Below are 19,402 nucleotides of genomic sequence, written 5' to 3'. Positions count from 1 at the left end.
ACGGCGCCCCACGGCATGCACAAGGGAGACAAGGGCAGACCTTTGCGGCTTTACAGGTCAGCTGCTTTGGGGTTGCGCGGGGCCTGGCGGCCCAGCGGCCTTAAGATCGCGCAGGACCGAGCGACACATCCAGCCTATGGACCTGCGATTCATCGAGCACCGTGATGCCCGCGTCGCGGAACAGCTGCGCGGCAACGCCCCACCCCGGCACAAGCGCGCCCGTGAAGCTTCCGTCGTACACCGCCCCGCTTCCGCACGAAGGGCTTTTCGATTTGAGCACGGCCACCCGGCAATCGGCATCTCGCAACTGCTCCAGGCAGCGGCTTGCGCCAAGATGGAAGGCCTGCGTGACGTCGCTGCCATTCGCATCCATCACGCGCACCGGACGGGACCCCGCGACGATCTCGCACGGCGGATGCGGCACGGGAAGGCCCCCTGTAACTTCAGGGCATATGGGAACGAGCTTGTAGCAACGGCCGAGCTGCATCACCGCGTCAGAGGGCTTCGAGGACCCGTCGTAACGACACGGCCTGCCCAGCAGGCAGGCGCTCACGGCAATGGCAGGCGATGTGTTCGGGGTTTTCTCCATACCGGTATTATAGCGCCCGAGCAAGTCGATTATTCCTACCAATATGCTACTTGGAGAGTATCAAAAAACTTCACGGACCCGAGTATCGCTGTGCTAGAGTTATCTGCAGGAGAAGCGAGCGGAGCAAACGCCCCAACGCATACGTCGTAGAAAGGCGATACCATGAAAGTTGCAATCCCCAGCGAAACCGGCGAAGGCCTGACGAGCATCCGCAGCGGACACTTCGGCCACACGCCCTGGTTCACGCTCGTGGCCATCGAAGACGGACAGGTCACCGGCGTGGAGTCGGTGAAAAACGTCGATCATGACGAAGTAGGTTGCGGTGGCGTCATCGAGTTCGCGCACAACCTGGGCATCGACGCGATGATCTGCGCAGGCATGGGTCAGCCGCCGTTCATGCGCTTCACGCAATACGGCGTGGACATCTACCTTGAGCAGGAAACGCCCATGGTCGGAGACGTGGTGAACAAGTTCATCGCCGGCGATTGCACGCGCATGGTGCTGGAAAACGCCTGCAGCCATCATCACTAGGATGCAGGGGCCGGCAGTCGCAATCGCCTTGCGGCGCAAGCCGAACCCGCACAGCTTGCTATAATCGACACGCAGTCACAGGCCCGGGCCGCACGCCCGGGCCTTTTCAATCTCAAGGAGCAGCCGTGGGCATATACGAAGATCTGCAAGCGTTCCAACCTGCCAACGAACAGGAAGCCGCCGACCGGGACCTTATCCTGTCGCGCTTGGAAACGGACCCCGCGGTGTTCGACCGATCGTCCGTGGCCCACATGGCATGCTCTATTTGGACCATCGATCCCACATTCACGAAAACGCTGCTGGTGTATCACAACATATACGATTCGTGGAGCTGGATCGGCGGGCACGCGGACGGGCAGGCCGACCTTGCGGCAGTCGCCTTGCGGGAGCTAGAAGAGGAAACGGGCGTGCACGGCGCGCGCCTGGTGCCGTGCGGGCCGGGCAACGTGCTGTCGTGCGAGGTGCTGACCGTGGACGGTCACGTCAAACGCGGGGCATACGTCAGCTCGCACCTGCACCTGAACGTCACATACCTGGCGGTTGCCGACCCCGCCGAGCATGTGCGCATCAAAGCCGACGAGAACAGCGGCGTGAAGTGGGCGAAGCTCGATGAAGCCATGGCCCTATCAAGCGAACCGTGGATACGCGAGCGCATCTACCGCAAGCTCATCGAGAAGACGCGCGAGTTGGCGCCGCGCTTCGCAACGCGATAAGCCGGCAACAACCGCTCAGACCGCGACATGCCTCTTCAACCCAAGCGCGCTGCACCATGAGGATGCGCGAGCTAGCTCCGGGTTACGCCATCTAATTAAAAACCGACGCTGACTGCGCGCCTCCACCGCAAGCCTATCCGCCCTGGGAGCAGGACCTCACACCATATTGCCGTGGATGTCGGCATGATGGACATCGGCCCAGCGACGACGCAGCGCCACATCCGCCGTTAGGTTTGCGTTATCGAACACAATGGACCACTGCGTGTTGCTGGTAACGTCCTCGGGATTCGGCTCCTGCGAGGCCGTCCTGAGCGCCTTCCATGCCGTGACCTGAGCATCCTGGCCCATCGGCGCCCCATCGAGCACAGCGGAGATGGCGTCATAGCGCTCGCGGCCATGCCCGTAAGCCCCGTTTCTCTGAAAAGGCGCAACCTTGTCTTGGTGCATGACGAAGAAATTGGTTACCTGACGCGTTGGCGTGACGACGGGCAAGCGCTCGGGGCTGTCGCAATCGAACTCGACCACGCGGCCATCGCCTTGCGCATCGGTGATATAGAAATGGTAATCACGCCCGCTTGTAGCGAACATATCGTAGGAAAGCAGCAGATCAACGGCTTGCTGGGTGGTGGCTGCCCGATCGAGCACCAAACGTATGGCCATAGGCGTCGAGATGATGGGCTTGCCGGTGATGCGGAAGGTGGGTTTGCTGTCGAGCGTGAGCACCGCGCAGGAAACGCCCTTCTCGTTCACGCCGTCTAAGCAGGCGAACGGCGCCGCCAGGCACGCGAAACGCGATTTCGTCTGCAGCGCATCGACCACGCCGAGGTTGTCGAGGGCGCAAAAACCGATAGATTCGTAACCGTCAGCGGGGGCAGTATGCACAAGCATGGCGGAGGTGTCGAATCTGAAGTCGTAGTTGCGGCCCATGAGCACGCCTTCACCGCTTGCAAGCGTGAACGCGCTGCATCCGAACTGCGGCGCCTGCATATGGACGGGGACGAGCGGAAGCGCCTCGGCGAGGATGGCGTCCATATTGCCCTGATCGGCTCCAAGGCCGCGCTCGATGATTCGATCGAGGTCGTAGCGATAGGACACGTCCATGGCATAGAGGCCATACGGCCCATCGGCGGGCGCGATCTGCCTGATCGAGGCCATGGTGGCCGCGCGCGAGCCATATACGGCAGCGCCGACACCTGCGGCAACGCCTGCGGCGGCTACCGCCACCTTCGCGATATTCCCAAGCTTCATTGACGACCCCTTCCGTCGCACGTCCCGAAAGCGACGCTTCGCGAACACTTGCTCGATTATCGCACAAAACGGCATAAGTCGGAGACTCTCCCCCTGCACGGCCCCATTCCCCAGACATGCAGCTTCCCTTGCCCCGAAGAGTCTTTGCTCAAGCGCCGGCTCCTTTTGCGACCACGGCATCGGCTTCGATGTTCGGCAGCCCGACGAACTCCGCGCGTGTCACACGCCGGCGTCTGTTGCCGCCCTTCCCCATGAGGCGCGAAACACCGACGATAGGCTTAGGCTAAACGCGCTGATTGCCGCAACGCCTAGCGCGATTGCGCTAAAATAAGCGTTTGCGAACAATGCGTTCTAGCAAGGGGAGCCGCAAGCGATGATCACCGAGAAAGCCATAGCAAGCCAATGCAACCAGCGTTCATTCACCCGAGGGCGCGCCATCGCGTCATCGGATAGGAACATCCTCACGAAGCAGGTGCGCTACGATGCCGAGGAGTCGGTTGTCAGCGCATTCGTGGCATCGAGCAGCGGCTGGGACGATCGCTATCGCACCTCGGTGATCCTCGACGAGGAAGCCGACGAGGTGCTGGATTACTCATGCACGTGCCCTGCGTTTCGCGAGTATGCCGGCATGTGCAAGCACTGCGTGGCTCTGGCGCTCGCGTTCTCGCAGCGTCCCGAGACCTTCATGGGCTACCAGGCGCAGCGTACGGCGCAATCCTCCTCGTGCATCACGGAGTTCATGAAGCGCACCGAGGAGCTGCAGGCCGACGAGACGCCTACCGAAAGCGTGGTTTTGCACGCAGAGCTGTCGTACGGTTACGGGCTATGGTCCGCCTCGTTTCGCATCAGCGGGCCTTCGGGAACGCCTTACGTGCTGAAATCACTTTCGGAGTTCGCCGACCGCATGCGCTCCGGCGCCCGCCACGCATACGGGAAGAAGCTGGCGTTCACGCACGCCCCCGCCCTGTTCGAGCAGCGTTCGCGCGGGATGGCCCAGTTCATCGAACGGGCCTGCTCCATGCGCGAGGCGGCCGATGACGCGCCGTCATGGCTTCGCCGTCAAAGCGCCTCGGTGGGCCGTACCCTGCAGCTCTCCGAGGCCGAGGCCGTGGAGCTGTTCGGCTTGCTCGACGGCGCCGAGTTCAGCATCACGGGCGCCGATTATGCCACGCCCACCGTGCAGCGCGTGCATATCGAGCATAGCGACCCGGACATCTCGCTTTCAATGGCACCGGCCGAGAATGGCGGCTGGGCAATCGAGCGCGGAGAGCATATCCGCATGGCCGAGCAAGCCGGGCGCCTGTATATATGGTGCGGCGGGGACACGGTGCATCGTTGTTCGCCGGCGTTCGCGCGCTGCTCCGACTTCCTGCGCACGGTCTACGACAGCGACGAGCGCAACCTGTTCGTGGCAAACGACGACATGCCTCTGTTCTGCGCAGCCGCCCTGCCCGTCATCGAGGAGAACCTGCATCTAAGCGCCCCGGCCGAGTTATCGGCTTGGCGCCCCGTGGCATGCGCGCTGGCGTTTTTCCTGGACAAGAACGGTAAGAACGTGACCATCGGCGCCCAAGCCGCATACGGGCTGCGCCGGTTCACGCTGTGCGGGACCGTGCCCGCCGAGCACAAGGACGGCAAGAGCGCCTCGGGTCCCTCGCCGTTGCGCGACGTGCGCGCCGAAGGCAAGGCCAAGACGCTGGTGGAACGGTATTTCGGAGCAGGTCAAACGCGCATCCCCATGAGCAACGAGGAAGCGGTTGCCAACCTTATCTTCACCGGCTTGGGCCAGCTGCGTGACGCCGGCGAGGTGTATACCACGCCGGCGTTCGACCGCCTGATCAAAGACGGCAAGCCGCGCCTGAGCATGGGCGTGTCGCTTTCGGGCAACCTCATCAACCTCACCGTCGACGCCGGCGACCTTGGCCCCGACGAGCTTGCTGCCATGCTGGGAAGCTACCGGAAGAAGAAGCGCTACCATCGCCTGCGCGATGGCGCGTTCGTGGACCTCTCCGATTTCGAGCTCGCTCAACTTGACCGCCTGGCATCCGACCTGGGCATCACGCAAAAGGAGCTCGCCACGGGCACGGTGGAGCTGCCGTCGTTCCGCGCGTTCTACCTCGACGAGGAAGCCGACCTCAACCGCGACCGCAGCTTCACACAGTACCTGAGCGATTTCCGCGCGATCGACGAGCGGGTATACCAGGTACCGGAAGGGTTGAACGCAACGCTGCGCCCCTACCAGGAAGAAGGCCTGCGATGGCTGTCCGCCCGCCTGGATGCGGGATTCGGCGGGGTGCTTGCCGACGAGATGGGCCTGGGCAAATCGGTCCAGCTCATCAGCTTGCTGGTGGCCCGCGCCGATCAGGCTCGCGAAGTCGGGCCGAGCTTGATCGTGTGCCCCTCTTCGCTCGTGTACAACTGGATGGCCGAATTCGAGCGCTTCGCACCCGGCCTGAATGTGGCCGCCGTGGTGGGCAGCGCCGCCGAGCGCAAGGTGATCCGCGGACATGCCTTCGCTCCGTATGACGCGAACCTGGTTTCCGGGCGGCAAGGCGATGCGACTGCATGGTCCGACAACGCAGAAGCGTCATCGCGCAACGTTGACGCTCGTACAAGGGAAGCAACCTTGCAAAACCGCGGTGAAGCAGCAGCACCGGAGTCCGTCGACGCAACCGGTAACCGGCCTGCACCGGTCGATGTGCTCATCACCTCCTACGACCTTGCGCGCATCGATTCGGCCGATTACGCGGGACGTGAGCTGTTCATCTGCGCCCTCGACGAAGCCCAATACATCAAAAACCCCGCAACGCTTACCACCCGCGCGGTTAAGCGCCTATCGGCGCGCCATCGGTTCGCGCTGACCGGCACGCCCATGGAGAACCGCCTATCGGAACTTTGGAGCATCTTCGACTTCCTGATGCCCGGCCTTCTGGGACCGTACGCGCGCTTCCGCGAACGATTCGAACTGCCCATCGTGGGCGGCGAGGAAGAGGTGGCAGCCCGCCTGAGCGCCGTCGTAGGGCCGTTTTTGCTCAGGCGCCGCAAGGCCGACGTGCTCACCGACCTGCCCGACAAGCTGGAAAGCGTGGTGTACGCCCCCATGGAAGGCCAGCAGCTCAAGCTTTACCGCGCCCATGAGCAGCGTCTACGCGAAGAGCTAACCCGCCAGCGCCGCGAGCGCAAGCAGCGTCAGGCGAAACGGGATGCAGGCGAGCACGTTTCCAGCGTGGAGGTGCTTGCCGAGCTCATGCAGCTGCGCCAGCTATGCTGCGACCCGCGCCTGCTGTTCGAGGACTATCGCGGCCACGGAGCGAAGCTCGATACCATCATGGAGCTAGTGGCAAGCGCTATGGAAGGCGGCGAGAAGGCGCTCATCTTCAGCCAGTTCACCAGCTTTTTGGACCTGATCGCGCAACGCCTCGAGGAAGCGGGCATCGCCTTCTACACCATCACGGGGCAAACGCCCAAGAAGGACCGCGTTGAGCTGGTGAACGAGTTCAACGGCAATGACGTGCCCGTGTTCCTGGTGTCGCTCAAGGCCGGCGGCACGGGATTGAACCTCACGGGCGCGAGCGTGGTCATCCACGCCGACCCCTGGTGGAACGCCGCGGCGCAGCAGCAGGCTACCGACCGCGCTCACCGCATCGGGCAGACACGCGTGGTAAGCGTGCAGAAGGTCATTGCAAAAGGCACCATCGAGGAGCGCATCCTGCACCTGCAGGAGGAGAAGAGCAAGCTGGCCGACCAGGTGATCGGCTCGAGCGGCATCTCGCTTGCCAGCTTAAGCGCCGACGAGCTGATGGACCTGCTGGAGGGGTGATCTTGCTCCCTGAGCGCAAAGAAGGGCCGGGCTTCAAGCCGCGCCCGCTGCCGAACCTTCGCTTTCGGTCCGGCAGCGGGCCGCAACTCGAAGCCCGGCCCTTTCGTCTGCCACGGCAACGCGTATAGCGCCGCAACGGTTAGAACTTGCGGAAGCGATCGTAGCGCTGGGAGAGCAGCTCCTGCTCGCTCATGCCGCACAGCTCATCGAGCGCCGCCTGCACATAATCGCGTACGTTACGCTCGGCGGTCAAGGGGTTCTCGTGCGCGGGTGCGGGCCCCTCGGAGACCACGGCGTCGATGACGCCGAGCTCCAGGGACTCTTGCGCGCTCATCTTCATGACGGCGGCAGCCTCGGGGGCACGCGTCCTGTCCTTCCACAGGATGGAGGCGAAGCCCTCAGGCGAGAGCACCGAATACACCGCGTGTTCCTGCATGGCAACCCGATTAGCGACGGCGAGCGCCAAAGCGCCGCCCGAACCGCCTTCGCCCAAAAGCACGGTGACCACGGGAACCTTCAAGCCCGCCATAGCCACCAGGTTGTCGGCGATGGCGTTGCCTTGCCCACGCTCCTCGGCCTCGGTGCCGCAATACGCGCCCTGGGTGTCCACCAAGCACACGATGGGACGACGGAACTTCTCGGCCTGGCGCATGAGGCGCAGCGCCTTGCGATAGCCCTCGGGCTGCGGGCATCCGAAGTTACGGCGGATGCGCTCCTTGAGGTTCTCGCCCTTCTCCTGGCCGATGACGGTGACGGCACGCCCTCCAATCCAGCCGATGCCGCCGACGATGGCGCCATCATCGGCGAACCCGCGATCGCCATGCAGCTCGACGAACCCGTCGACGAAGCTGCGGATATAGGAGATCGCCGTGGGCCTGTGCACGTTGCGGGCCAGCTGCACGCTCTGCCACGCACGGTTTTCCTGCTCATCAGGCGATGCGGCTGCGACGACCGATGTCGAGCCCACTTCCAAGGACGTGCCGGCCTCGGCGTCGAAGGTGCCAGCGGCGATGGCGCGCTCGACGCGTCGGGATGCGCCCGCACGCAGGCTCTCGGGGATAAGCGACGAGGGAATAGCCTCGCGCAGCTTCTCCCACACGGCGCGTTCCTCGACGCTCATAGGCTCGGGACGCAGGTCGGAATAGGTGACGGTGTTGTACGTTGCCGTGCCGTTTTCCAGGTTGTCGCAGACCGCACGGTAGCTGACGAGCACATCATGGTCGCCGGCGTTGTGCGCGCACCCGGTCGCCTGGCAAGCGGTCGACAGATGCATGGCCAGGATATGGGCCAGCGTGGCACGTAGGTCCTGACGCTCGACGATGGCGTCGATCAAGCCATGCTCAAGCGCGAACTCGGCGGTTTGGAACCCTTCGGGCAGCTCCTGGCGGATGGTATCGCGGATAACGCGCTGCCCGGCGAAGCCGATGAGCGCTTTGGGTTCGGCCAAGATGATGTCGCCGTCCATGGCGAACGACGCGGTGACGCCGCCGGTGGTGGGATCGGTGATGACCGAGATGTACGGCAGATGCGCCGCAGCATGGCGCTCGATGGCGCACGAGGTCTTCGCCATCTGCATGAGCGAGACCAAACCCTCCTGCATGCGCGCGCCGCCCGAAGCGGTGAAGATGATCACCGGCAGATGCTCGGCGGTGGCACGCTCGAACAGGCGCGTGACCTTCTCCCCCACCACACTGCCCATGGACCCCATGAAGAACGTGGACTCCATGATGCCGATGGCGCACTTCAAGCCCGCAATGGAACCTTGACCAGTGCGAACGCCCTCCTCAAGGCCGGTTTTCCCGCGCTGGGCCTCAAGCTTGTCAAGGTAGCCCGGGAAGCCGAGCGGATCGGTTTGCTCGATGGCGCGATCCCACTCCTGGAACGTGCCGGCATCGAGCAGGTCGTCGATGCGCTCGTCGGAGGTCATGCGCATGTACCCGCCGCACGAGGGGCACACGTAATGCCCCGCCGCCAAGCTGGCGCCGTCGAAGGTGAGCTTGCAGTGCTTGCAGGTGCGCCACGCGCCGCACACCTCATGTGTCTTGTCGGTGGTGCACAGCACCCAGCCGAGCTGCGGGGAATCGCCCAGCTGCGTGAACACGCGGCGACCGGCAGCTGCCGCGCGTGCCAGGAACGTATCTACGCCTGAAAGCGCCTGGGCATCTTCGATCAGCAAGATGACCTGGGCATCCGCTTCCTCAGCAGCCTTCAGCACAGCATAGCCGTTGGAGTACAGCGCGTCGAGATGCTTCTCGCCAAGGCTGACCTTCGCATCGGCCGCGCGCAGAGCTGCGTCCGCGCGTTTGTCGTCGGTGCACGCGACGCAGGCCACCATGCCGGCATCCTGCACCGCCATGATGGTGCGCTTCGCGGCTTTGCCGCGCGCAACCACAAGGGCCACCGGCGCAGGAGTAAACGCCGCAGACCCGCCCGCCTGCGCAGTAAGGGGCGCCTGGGCATGCTGCGAGCCGACCCCGGTATAGGCCGACATGTCCGCGGCATCGACCGCGTTGGGAGCGGTCCCTTCGGCGGTCATGCGCTCGCGCTCCTCTTCCGCGATACGCGAGAGACGATACGCCACATCGGCATCGTCGACGACGCTTTCGCGTGCATCGCCGGAAACGGTGACGAACGAACCCGAACCGTCGAACGAGATGTAGTCCTGCTTGAATAGCTTCATGTCAAACCCTTCGAAAAACCCTACGCACCCTTGGCCATAACGTATTTCTGCGTGGCCGTGGCCGCCACCTGATCGCCGACGAGCGCCTGCACATCGGCCACGACCATGCGCGAGGAGTTCTTCACGATGTCCGCCTTCAGCGTGAGCACGTCGCCGGGCTGTACCTGGTGGCGGAACTTCGCCTTGTCGATGCCGGCGAAAAAGCCGAGCACCCCGGGCTCATCGCGGCCGACGAGCGCGCAAAACGATGCGGTTTGCGCAAGCGCTTCCATGATGATGACGCCCGGCAGCACCGGATGACCAGGGAAATGACCCGCGAACAGGAGCAGCTCGGGGTCAACGTCGAGCTCGGCGGTGATACTTGACCCGGGTTCGCATTCGAGCACGCGGCTGACCCACACGAACGGGTCGCGATGCGGCAGGACGCGCTCGATGACGTCGCGGCCGCAGGGATATTGGATGGTTTCCATGGGTAGGTCCTTAGAATGGGGCGCGGAAGCGCTCGCTGAACAGGAGGGGTTGGCGGCGCTGCGCCTTAGCAGGGCGAGATGGCGAGAACGGCGTTATGGCCGCCGAAGCCGAGCGAGTTGGACAGCGCGACCTTCTGCGGATAGCCCGTCTTCGCCTCGGTGAGCACGTTGACGGGGCAATCGGGGTCGGGCTGCGCGAAACCCGTGGTGGGCGGCACGCACTCGTTGGCGACGGAAAGCGCCGTAACGATGGCCTCGACCGCACCGGCAGCGCCGAGCGTATGGCCCGTGGTCCCCTTCACGGACACCACCGGCACCTTGCGACCCTCCTCCTCGCCGCACAGCGCAAGCAGCGCGTGCGACTCGGTGGAGTCGTTGGCAGGCGTGGCCGTGCCGTGGGCGTTGACGTGACCAAGGTCGGCAGGCGTGAAACCGCCCTCGGAAAGCGCCTGGAGCATAGCGCGCTGGATGCCCTCGCCCGAAGGCTCGGGGGCGGTCATATGGTAGGCATCGCCTGTGGAGCCGAAACCCGTGATCTCGGCCAGGGGCTTCGCACCGCGCGCCAGGGCGTGCTCGAGGGATTCGAGCACCACGGCGCCGGCGCCTTCGCCCGCCACGAAACCGCAGCGACGCTCATCGAAGGGCAGCGATGCCTGAGCGGGGTCGTCGACCTTGGCAAGCGCGCCCAGATTGGCGAAACCGGCGATGCAGATGGGGTTGACCGACTCCTCCGAGCCACCCGCAAGCGCCATATCGGCGTATCCATGGCGGATGGAACGCACGGCGGCGCCGATGTTGTGGGCGCCGGTGGCGCAAGCGGTGGTCACGTCGATGCACTCGCCGCGCATGCCATAGCGGATGGCCAGATGACCTGCCGCGATGTTGCCGATCATGGTGGGAACGAACAGCGGGCTGACGCGCTTGGGGCCCTTATCGTGCAGCGTGTAGAAACCGTTTTGCAGCTCGTCGATGCCGCCAATGCCCGCGCCGAAGATCACCGCCGCGCGCGTGGGGTCCTCTTGCTCCATGTCGATGCCGGACTGCGCCATGGCCTCGTCGGCGGCAACGATGGCGTACTGGACGAAGCGCTCGAAGCGGCGCGCCTCCTTCTTGGACAGCCCGTGCTCGGTCGGGTCGAAATCACGCACCTCGCCCGCCACATGCACATCGAACGCTTCATGATCGAAGTGCGAAATGGTATCGATGCAGCAGCGCTTGCCCATCACGGCATCCCAAAGCGCGTCAACGCCGACGCCGGCGGGCGTGACCGCGCCCATGCCGGTGATGACCACGCGGTGGGTGCCATCAGGGCGGCGCGTTGCGGACGTATCGATTACCTGACTCATAGTGCTAAACCTCCATCGATGCAGATGACCTGCCCGGTAATGTAGCCGGATTCCTCGCTTGCCAAAAAGCCCACCAAATGGGCGACGTCGTCTACCGTGCCGAAGCGTTTCATGGGAATCTGCTCGCCGATGGCCTCGCGCTGCTTCTCGGACAGGGCGTCGGTCATGTCGGTGGAGATGAAGCCGGGGGCGACGGCGTTGGCCGTGACGCCGCGGGCCGCAAGCTCGCGGGCGATGGTCTTCGTCAGCCCGATGACGCCCGCCTTCGATGCCGCGTAGTTCGCCTGGCCGGCGTTGCCGCCGACGCCGGAGATGCTCGACATGTTCACGATGCGCCCGTAGCGCTGCTTCATCATGATCTTGCCAGCGGCACGGCAGATGTGGAAGGTGCCCTTCAGATTGACGTCGATGACGCGGTCGAAGTCGTCGTCTTTCATGCGCACCATAAGCCCGTCGCGGGTGATACCGGCGTTGTTGACCACGGCATCCAGGCGCCCGAAGGCCTCGTGCGCCTGTTCGACAAGCGCGTTCGCCTCGGCTTCACCGGCCACGCTTGCCGCGATGGCCACGACCTGCACGCCATGTTCGCCGGCGATGCGGCCAGCCTGCTCGCGCAACGCGGAAAGGCCCGCCTCGCTCGAGCAGTTCAGCGCCACGTTGAAGCCGGCAGCCGCCAGCTGCTCGGCGACCGCAAGGCCGATACCGCGCGAGCTGCCGGTGACAAGCGCCGCGCGGCGGGTGGTATCTTGAGATTCGTTCATGTGCTATTCCTTATCCTCGGCGTATTCGGAAACGAATGCATCGAAGGACGCCGCATCCTGGATGCAGGGACGGGCCGCCTTGCGGTCGATGCGTTTGACCAGGTTCGACAGCACCCCGCCGAAGCCGACCTCGGCGAACACGGCAGCACCCTGATCGACTAAGGACTGCACGCTTTGCTCGAAGCGCACCGGATGGGTCAGATGATCGACGAGATGGCGTCGCGCCGTCTCGGCGGAAAGCGGCTGCGCATCGGTGTTGCAGATGAGCGGGACGGAAGGCTGCTTGAAATCCACTTCCGCCAGATACGCGTCAAGCTCATCGGCGGCCGACTGCATAAGCGGGCTGTGGAACGCGCCAGAGGTGGCCAGACGGGCATACCGCTTGCCTGCCGCCTCCCAGGCGGCTTCGGCCCGCTCGACGGCGGCCAGCTCTCCCGAAATGACGATCTGGCCCGGGCAATTGAAGTTCGCGGGGACGAGCACCTGGCCCTGCGCGCACTCCTCGCACAGATGCGCGACCGATTCCCCATCGGCTTTAAGCAGCGCGCTCATCACGCCCGGTCGCTCGGCAGCGGCCTGCGCCATAAGGCGGGCGCGCTCGGCCACGAACGAAAACGTTTCCTCGTAGGTGAGCATGCCCGAAACCGCCAGGGCGCTGACCTGCCCCAACGAGAATCCGAGCACGGCCTGAGGCTGCACGCCGCGCGCCTGCAGGGCCGACGCGATGCCCACGGACAGCGCGCAGGTTGCCGGCTGCGCATACCGGGTGTCGTTGAGCTTCTCGGCAGGTGCGCTGGTCATAAGCGCTGCCACGTCATAGCCGAGCACGTCGGAAGCGCAGTCGAGCACCGCCTTGACCTCGGGAACGCAAAACAGGCTCTCGCCCATGCCGGGCTTTTGGGCGCCTTGGCCCGAGAACATGAACACCGGGTTCATATCAACCCCCCTACCCGCGCACCGCGTTGGCATCGGCGGCCTGCTGGAGGGTGCGCGCGCCCACGGCCTGCGCCTGCGCCATCAGCTCGTCGATGACCTCCTGCGCGGTCTTGCGCTCATGTACAAGGGCGGCAACCTGGCCGGCCATCATGGAGCCGTTGTCCACATCGCCCTCGACGGCGCGACGCAGGCTGCCCACGTACATGGCCTCAAGCTCGTCGCCGTTTTTAGTCAGATCGGCCTCCAACTTGCGCACGTTGCGGGAGAACTTGTTCTTCAAGCAGCGAACGGGATGGCCGCTGCCGCGTCCCGTGACGATGGTATCTGAGTCCTTGGCCGCCAGAACGCGCTCTTTGTACGCATCCGAGACGGTGCACTCCTCAACGGTGAGGAAGCGCGTGCCCATCTGCACGCCCTCGGCACCCAGCGTGAACGCGGCCGCCACACCGCGCCCATCGGCGATGCCGCCGGCGGCGATGACGGGGATGGATACGGCGTCGCACACCGCAGGGACCAGGGCCATGGTGGTAAGCTCACCCACATGCCCGCCGCTTTCGGTGCCTTCGGCAACGACGGCATCGGCGCCCAGGCGCTCCATGCGCTTGGCGAGCGCGGTGGTGGCGACGACGGGGACGACCTTGATCCCGGCCTCCTTCCACATATCCATATAGTTTGCGGGGCTGCCGGCGCCGGTGGTCACCACGTCGATCTTCAGGTCCACAAGAAGCCTGGCAAGCTCGGCGGCGTTAGGGTCCATAAGCATGACATTGGCGCCGACGGGCTTGTCGGTGATCTTGCGGGCGGCCGCAACCTGCTGCTCCACCCATTCAAGCGGAGCACCTCCGCAGGCGATGATGCCCAGGCCGCCGGCGGCGCTGACGGCGCCGGCCAAGCTGGCGTCGGCGATGCGCGCCATGGCACCCTGGATGATGGGCGCTTCAATGCCCAAAAGCTCGGTGATGCGGGTATTCATATACATAGATCCTATTCACGAAATATTACTTCGAACACGCCCGATATGGCGGGAACCGCGTACCCGGCAATGGTAGTGCAAACGGTAGGGTTTTCAAGGCAAACGGAATCCCGTTCACGTTTTCTTCGGTCGGGAAAACAAAGCCCCACGCCTTTGACGTGGGGCTTTGCGGTCAGCTTATTTCACTGGCGCAACATTTCAACCCGTGACTTGAACTTGCTCACGCAAGGCGGAAGTCAAGGCGGCCGGCCCGAGCGTCCGCGGACTCAAGAACCACTTCTACGCGCTGACCCAGCCGGAATACGCGTCCGCTGTCCTGACCGACCAGCATGCAGCCAGCCGCATCGAGCGCGAAGTATTCGCCGCCTAAATGCCTGGCCGCCACCAGCCCTTCCGCGGTGTTGTCGAGCTTCACGTACATGCCATATGCGGCAACCCCCGACACCGCTGCCGTGAATGCCTGCCCGACGAAACGGGACATGTACTCGGCAAGCTTGAGCTCCTGCGACTTGCGGGCCGCCTTCTCAGCGACGCGCTCCATATCCGAGGAGTGCTCGGCGATCCAAGGCAACGCCGCGACCTCCTGCTCGAAACGCTGCGGGCGGCACGTGAGCTGCGCGCGCAGCATGCGATGCACCACGAGATCGGGGTATCGGCGAATAGGGCTGGTGAAATGCGCATATGCCGCGCTTGCCAAGCCGTAATGCCCTTCGCATTCGGGCTTGTAGCAGGCGCGCTTCATGGCGCGCAGCACGAGCGCCTGCACAAGATCGGCCTCAAGCCGCCCTTGGCTTTCCAAGAGCACCTGCTGCACGGCATGCGCATCGCCGGCCACGAAACGCTCAGGGCTGATGCGATTGAACCAGCTGAACTCGGAGAGCACGGGGAGCAGCGCGGCAAGGCTTTCCGGCGAAGGCTTCTCATGAACGCGATACAAGGCGGGGAAATCGCGCTCGTGCAGATGCGCCGCCACCACCTCGTTGGCTAAGATCATAGCCTCCTCGACCAGGCTGGTGGCCTGGTTCTTCACGCGGAGGTCCACCCCGCAGGGCTTGCCCGATCCGTCGAGGATCACGCGGGCCTCGGGGAACTCGAAGTCAAGGCCGCCGGCAGCTTGTCGGCAGGCGATGCGCGCTTGCGCAAAATCGCTCAAGATTTCGACGCGCTGCATGATGGCATCGTCGATACCCTGACCCATCGCGCAGCCTTTCAAGCCGTCAAGCGTGCCGGAGGCGCCGAGCGGTGCGCCCTGCAGCGCATCGAGCACCTGATTGTACGTCAGACGGGCGCATGAGCGCATGAGCGCCGGGTACAGATCGTAGCCGACGGGCCTCCAGTCCTCGTCAAGATACACATCGCATGTCATGCACCTGCGGGTTTCGCCTGGATTGAGCGAGCACAGCCCGTTGGAAAGCTGCTCGGGCAGCATGGGGATGACGCGATCGACCAGGTACACGCTGGTGGCGCGCCGGCGCGCATCAAGGTCGAGCGAGCTGTTCCACTCCACATAATGCGACACATCGGCGATATGGACGCCCAGACGCCACACGGCGCCGTGCTTGCGGAAGTCCTCCGCCGGCTCCAAGGAAAGCGCATCATCGAAATCCCGGGCATCGGCTGGGTCGATGGTGAACACCATGCGATCGCGGATATCGCGATACCCCGCCGCAAGAGCGCCCACTTCACCGAGAACCGCCGCATCGGCTTGCGCCAAGGCTCCTTCCGAGAACACGGTTTCAAGCTTGGCGCGAGCGATGATGGATTCAACGGAAACGGTGGCGTCGTCGGCCATGCCGAGCACTTCCTCGATAACGCCGCAAGCGGCCTCATGCCGCGATGGGTATGCCGTCATGCGAACGCGCACAAGGGCGCCGTCCGGGATATCGGGGGAATCGGCGCGCATGGTGAAAATATCGTAAGGGATGTTATGGTCCTCGGGCACCACCACGCCGAAAGGCTCGGCAACCTCATAGCGCCCCACGACGGTATCGTGCGCTCGGTCGATGACGCGCAGCACGCGCGCCGCCGGCCGATCGGCGCGCGCGCCGTCGGACGCGCCGCGGGCAGGAAGCGGCGCCACTTCCACCAAGTCGCCGTCGAAAGCCCCGGCCATCTTCGAGTCCGGGATGAAGTATTCCCCTTCTGCCGTCCGCACGAAGCCGAACGACCCTGCATGGACCACTAAAACGCCGTGAGGATTCGGACGCGGACGGCGTCGCGTGTGCTTGCGCGTGCGACCCATCTACTCACGCACCATGGATTGCGCGGTCTCCATGGCCAACGACTTTTGATTGTCCTCATCGTCGGAGCGGCCGATGGAGATGTCGGGGTTAATGCCCAGCCCATCGATGTCATGATCGAGCGGGCTTTTGTAATACGCGGCCGTATAGCGCAGCGCACCGCCGAACGTGAGCTCATGGGTGACCTGCACCGAGCCCTTGCCAAGCGTGTTGGTGCCCACGATGGTGGCTCGTTCGTTATCCTTCAACGACGCGGCGATGACCTCGGCCGAAGACGAGGTGTTGCCGTTGACGAGCACTACCAGCGGCTTGTCGGTAAGCACGTCGCCCGTAGCGTTTTTCGTGGTCTCGTCCGAGCTCTTCGTGGTGATGCGCACGATGGTGCCGCTTTTGATGAAATAGCTGGAGATGTCAACGGCCTGCGTGAGGTATCCGCCGGGGTTGTCGCGCAGGTCCAAGACATAGGATTGCGCACCTCTTGCATCCAGATCGACGATGGCCTGCCGCACGAGCTGGGCGGAATTCTGCGTGATCTGCTTCAGCTGGATATAGCCAACGTTGTTCGTGAGCTCGGTGGCGACGTTTTTGACCGTTTGGTCCGTGACGGTGAGCGTGGTGGTGAACTCAGTGCCCTTGGTGTCGTCAAGCGAAGACCCGCGTCTCCAAGTGATGACCACTTGCGAACCCTGGTCGCGCTTGATGGCCTGCGTGACCTCGGATGCGGTCCAAGCGTGGCTACGATCGCCATCTATGGAAACCACCACGTCATTGGTTTGCACGTCGGCCATCTGCGCCGGCGACCCCTCGAATACATCGACCGCGTAGGCGCTGCCGTTATATTCGCTGAACAGCACGCCGATCCCGCCGCCGTTATCGGAGGCCTCGGAGGTAGACGAGGAGGCGGCGAAGCGGCTTGCGTCAAAATAGCGCAGATACGGGTCCTGAGTGGACACGGCAAACGCATCGAGCATCTTGGTGGTGGCGGTGTCGAGGTCATACGAATCAAGGCTGTCCTTGTTCACGATGGTCTCCACCTCGCCCACGCGAGCTGAAAGTGAATTATAGGTTTGCTGCGTTTGCGCAGCCTTTGCCTTCGCGTCCTGGGTACCCGTGAGCTGCGTGAGGCCTAACGTATCGAGCAGCTCCGCGTCTCCGCGAACGGCGAAGCCGCCGACAAATGCGGCGGCTACGACGATGATCAAGCTGAACAGCTTCGCAAGCTTTATGTTGCGGGCCCGCGCCTTGCGCGCGGACGCCGCCATGTTGGCAAGTTTATCGGTATGCCTTGGCATGCATGCTCCTCAAGCGCTACACCTTCAGATAACGACGCATGGCGAAAGCCGAGCCGATCAGGCCGATGACCAGGCCGAACACCGCGAGCAACACATAGAACATAACGAAGGTGCTTGCGGAAAGGTCGATGGGCAGCCACGTGAGGGCATCCTGCAGCTTCGGCAGCGCCAAATTGCGCAAAACCTCGAGGGTGCCGATAGCGAGCGCGGCGCCGACGATGGCGTGCAGCGCGCCCTCCATAAGGAACGGCCCTCGGATAAAACCGTTGGAAGCGCCCACCAGGCGCATAATGGCGATTTCCTTGCGGCGCGCCAGAATGGCCAAGCGGATGGTGTTGTTGATGAACACCAACGCAATGAAAATGAGCAGGCCCACCAACGCCACGCCGATGACGCGCACATAGCTGGTCAACTGGAACAGGCGGTCGACCGTCTTCTCGCCGTAACGCAGCGAATCGGAGGGGTCGGAGGGGTTGTCGCAGATCTTCTGGAACGTGTTGTTCGCCTCGATCTGAGCGGCAACATCCTCAACCATCTTCGGGTCGGACAGCTCGACGTCGATGGAAGCCGGCAGCGGGTTCTGCCCGTCAAGCGACTCGGCGATATCGGAGCTGGAAGACGCCTTGAAGTTCTCCAACGCCTGATCCTTGTCGGTGTAAGTGACATTGGCCACCGACGACATGGATTTGATGTCGGATTGCAGCGACTGCACATCCGAGCTGGATGCACTATCGGCGATCCAGACCGTGATGTTGACTTCCTGCTCCACGGACTTCACCACGTTGTTGACCACCGAACCGCCCACCAAGAAGATGCCGATGATGAGCAGCGACAGAAAGATGGTGACGATGGAGCCGAGCGCAGTGGAAAGGTTGCGCGTGAAGCCGGTCAGCGACTCTTTGAGGAAATAGAAGAAACTAGACATCGAAACCGTACACCCCTCGATCTTGGTCGCGCGTCAGGTTGCCGCGGTCGAGCGCGATAACGCGGCGACGCATGTTGTCCACCATCTCGCGGTCATGGGTTGCCACGACCACCGTGGTGCCGGTGCGGTTGATGCGCTCGAGCAGGTCCATGATGCCGCGCGAGGTTTGCGGGTCAAGGTTGCCCGTGGGCTCGTCGCAGATAAGGATGGGAGGACGGTTCACGATGGCGCGCGCGATGGACACGCGCTGCTGCTCGCCGCCGGAAAGCTGATCGGGGCGCTTATTGAGCTTATCTTGCAGACCGACCAGACGCAGAACCTCGGGGACCTGCGTTTTGATGACATGACGGGACTTGCCGATTACCTCGAGCGCGAACGCCACGTTCTCGAACACCGTTTTGTTCGGAAGCAGCTTGAAGTCCTGGAAGACGCAGCCGATATTGCGGCGCAAATACGGCACACGCCAGTTGCGCATGTTCGCAAGATCCTCATCGGCGATGTAGATATGGCCCTGCGTGGGCTTGACCTCGCGGATGAGCATGCGGATGAAGGTGGTTTTGCCGGAACCGGAATGACCGACCAAAAACACGAACTCGCCGGCGAAGATCTGCAGGGAGACGTCGTTGAGGGCGGGCTTGTTAGGCTGAGCCGGGTACACCTTGGTCACATGGTCGAACGTGATGACGGGCGTACCCGACTGCTGCGGGGTATCTTCGATCTCAAGCGTCGGAAGCGACGCGGACAGCTGCGATGTCACCTGTCGCGGCGGCGCAGCATGGGCGCCTGCGCGCCTTTGCGGGCGCACGGGAGCCGCATGGCTCATATCGTTCGTCACAGTTTGCTCCATTCATGTAGTGATGTACTGAGACGAAGACGAT

The 19,402-nt window shown here is 63.6% G+C and carries 15 protein-coding genes; 3 read left to right on the top strand and 12 right to left on the bottom strand.

Going from position 1 to position 19,402, the window contains the following annotated elements; genetic code table 11:
* Positions 1–100: 100 nt before the first annotated feature.
* Complete coding sequence (locus tag SFHG_RS03630) at positions 101–613, bottom strand: 2-thiouracil desulfurase family protein (RefSeq protein WP_238318263.1); 513 nt, start codon at positions 611–613, stop codon at positions 101–103.
* Positions 614–751: 138 nt separating this feature from the next.
* On the opposite strand from SFHG_RS03630, the gene SFHG_RS03625 reads away from it, so the two are divergent.
* Positions 752–1,120, top strand: coding sequence for a NifB/NifX family molybdenum-iron cluster-binding protein (locus SFHG_RS03625; RefSeq protein ID WP_042433907.1), 369 nt, complete (start codon positions 752–754; stop codon positions 1,118–1,120).
* A 125-nt stretch (positions 1,121–1,245) separates the two neighbouring features.
* Positions 1,246–1,833: an NUDIX hydrolase gene (locus SFHG_RS03620; protein ID WP_042433905.1), complete on the top strand. Its 588-nt coding sequence runs from the start codon at positions 1,246–1,248 to the stop codon at positions 1,831–1,833.
* A 156-nt stretch (positions 1,834–1,989) separates the two neighbouring features.
* On the opposite strand, the gene SFHG_RS03615 is transcribed toward SFHG_RS03620, so the two are convergent.
* The gene (locus SFHG_RS03615) at positions 1,990–3,081 is read right to left on the bottom strand and encodes a carcinine hydrolase/isopenicillin-N N-acyltransferase family protein (RefSeq protein WP_042433902.1); all 1,092 of its coding nucleotides are present in this window, start codon (positions 3,079–3,081) and stop codon (positions 1,990–1,992) included.
* A 373-nt stretch (positions 3,082–3,454) separates the two neighbouring features.
* Between SFHG_RS03615 and SFHG_RS03610 the strand changes: the two genes are divergently transcribed.
* A complete protein-coding gene (locus SFHG_RS03610; protein WP_042433899.1) occupies positions 3,455–6,901 on the top strand; it encodes a DEAD/DEAH box helicase in 3,447 nt (1,148 codons plus the stop codon).
* A gap of 139 nt (positions 6,902–7,040) precedes the next feature.
* Here SFHG_RS03610 and SFHG_RS10375 read toward each other — a convergent pair whose 3' ends face one another.
* The 10 genes from SFHG_RS10375 to ftsE all read right to left on the bottom strand — a co-directional run bounded on the left by SFHG_RS10375 (position 7,041) and on the right by ftsE (position 19,359).
* Positions 7,041–9,581, bottom strand: a complete 2,541-nt coding sequence (locus SFHG_RS10375; RefSeq protein ID WP_081468923.1) for an acetyl-CoA carboxylase carboxyltransferase subunit alpha — start codon at positions 9,579–9,581, stop codon at positions 7,041–7,043.
* A gap of 20 nt (positions 9,582–9,601) precedes the next feature.
* A complete protein-coding gene (fabZ, locus tag SFHG_RS03600) occupies positions 9,602–10,051 on the bottom strand; it encodes a 3-hydroxyacyl-ACP dehydratase FabZ (RefSeq protein WP_042433896.1) in 450 nt (149 codons plus the stop codon).
* Positions 10,052–10,116: 65 nt separating this feature from the next.
* Positions 10,117–11,397, bottom strand: a complete 1,281-nt coding sequence (gene fabF / locus SFHG_RS03595) for a beta-ketoacyl-ACP synthase II (RefSeq protein ID WP_042433893.1) — start codon at positions 11,395–11,397, stop codon at positions 10,117–10,119.
* Positions 11,394–12,158 carry a 3-oxoacyl-[acyl-carrier-protein] reductase gene (gene fabG, locus SFHG_RS03590; protein ID WP_042433891.1) on the bottom strand — a complete coding sequence of 255 codons (765 nt, stop codon included), beginning with the start codon at positions 12,156–12,158 and terminating at the stop codon, positions 11,394–11,396. Before fabG ends, fabF begins: the two co-directional genes overlap by 4 nt.
* Positions 12,159–12,161: 3 nt before the next feature.
* A complete protein-coding gene (fabD, locus tag SFHG_RS03585; protein WP_042433888.1) occupies positions 12,162–13,094 on the bottom strand; it encodes an ACP S-malonyltransferase in 933 nt (310 codons plus the stop codon).
* 10 nt (positions 13,095–13,104) lie between these two features.
* Entirely contained in the window at positions 13,105–14,067 is a 963-nt protein-coding gene (locus SFHG_RS03580; protein ID WP_202898078.1) for a DUF561 domain-containing protein, read from the bottom strand.
* A gap of 220 nt (positions 14,068–14,287) precedes the next feature.
* On the bottom strand, positions 14,288–16,309 hold the full coding sequence (rnr, locus tag SFHG_RS03575; protein WP_042433880.1) for a ribonuclease R: 2,022 nt from the start codon (positions 16,307–16,309) through the stop codon (positions 14,288–14,290).
* Positions 16,310–17,599: a S41 family peptidase gene (locus SFHG_RS03570; RefSeq protein ID WP_042433877.1), complete on the bottom strand. Its 1,290-nt coding sequence runs from the start codon at positions 17,597–17,599 to the stop codon at positions 16,310–16,312.
* 16 nt (positions 17,600–17,615) lie between these two features.
* Positions 17,616–18,524 (bottom strand): permease-like cell division protein FtsX, encoded by a 909-nt coding sequence (ftsX, locus tag SFHG_RS03565; RefSeq protein ID WP_042433874.1) that lies wholly within the window; start codon positions 18,522–18,524, stop codon positions 17,616–17,618.
* Positions 18,517–19,359 (bottom strand): cell division ATP-binding protein FtsE, encoded by an 843-nt coding sequence (ftsE, locus tag SFHG_RS03560; RefSeq protein ID WP_042433871.1) that lies wholly within the window; start codon positions 19,357–19,359, stop codon positions 18,517–18,519. The genes ftsX and ftsE overlap by 8 nt, the downstream gene beginning before the upstream one ends.
* Positions 19,360–19,402: the final 43 nt, after the last annotated feature.

The organism is Senegalimassilia anaerobia JC110, assembly GCF_000236865.1.
Taxonomy (GTDB): Bacteria; Actinomycetota; Coriobacteriia; order Coriobacteriales; family Eggerthellaceae; genus Senegalimassilia; species Senegalimassilia anaerobia.
Note: the sequence above shows the minus strand (reverse complement) of the source record. Positions and strands in the feature narration are given on the sequence as shown.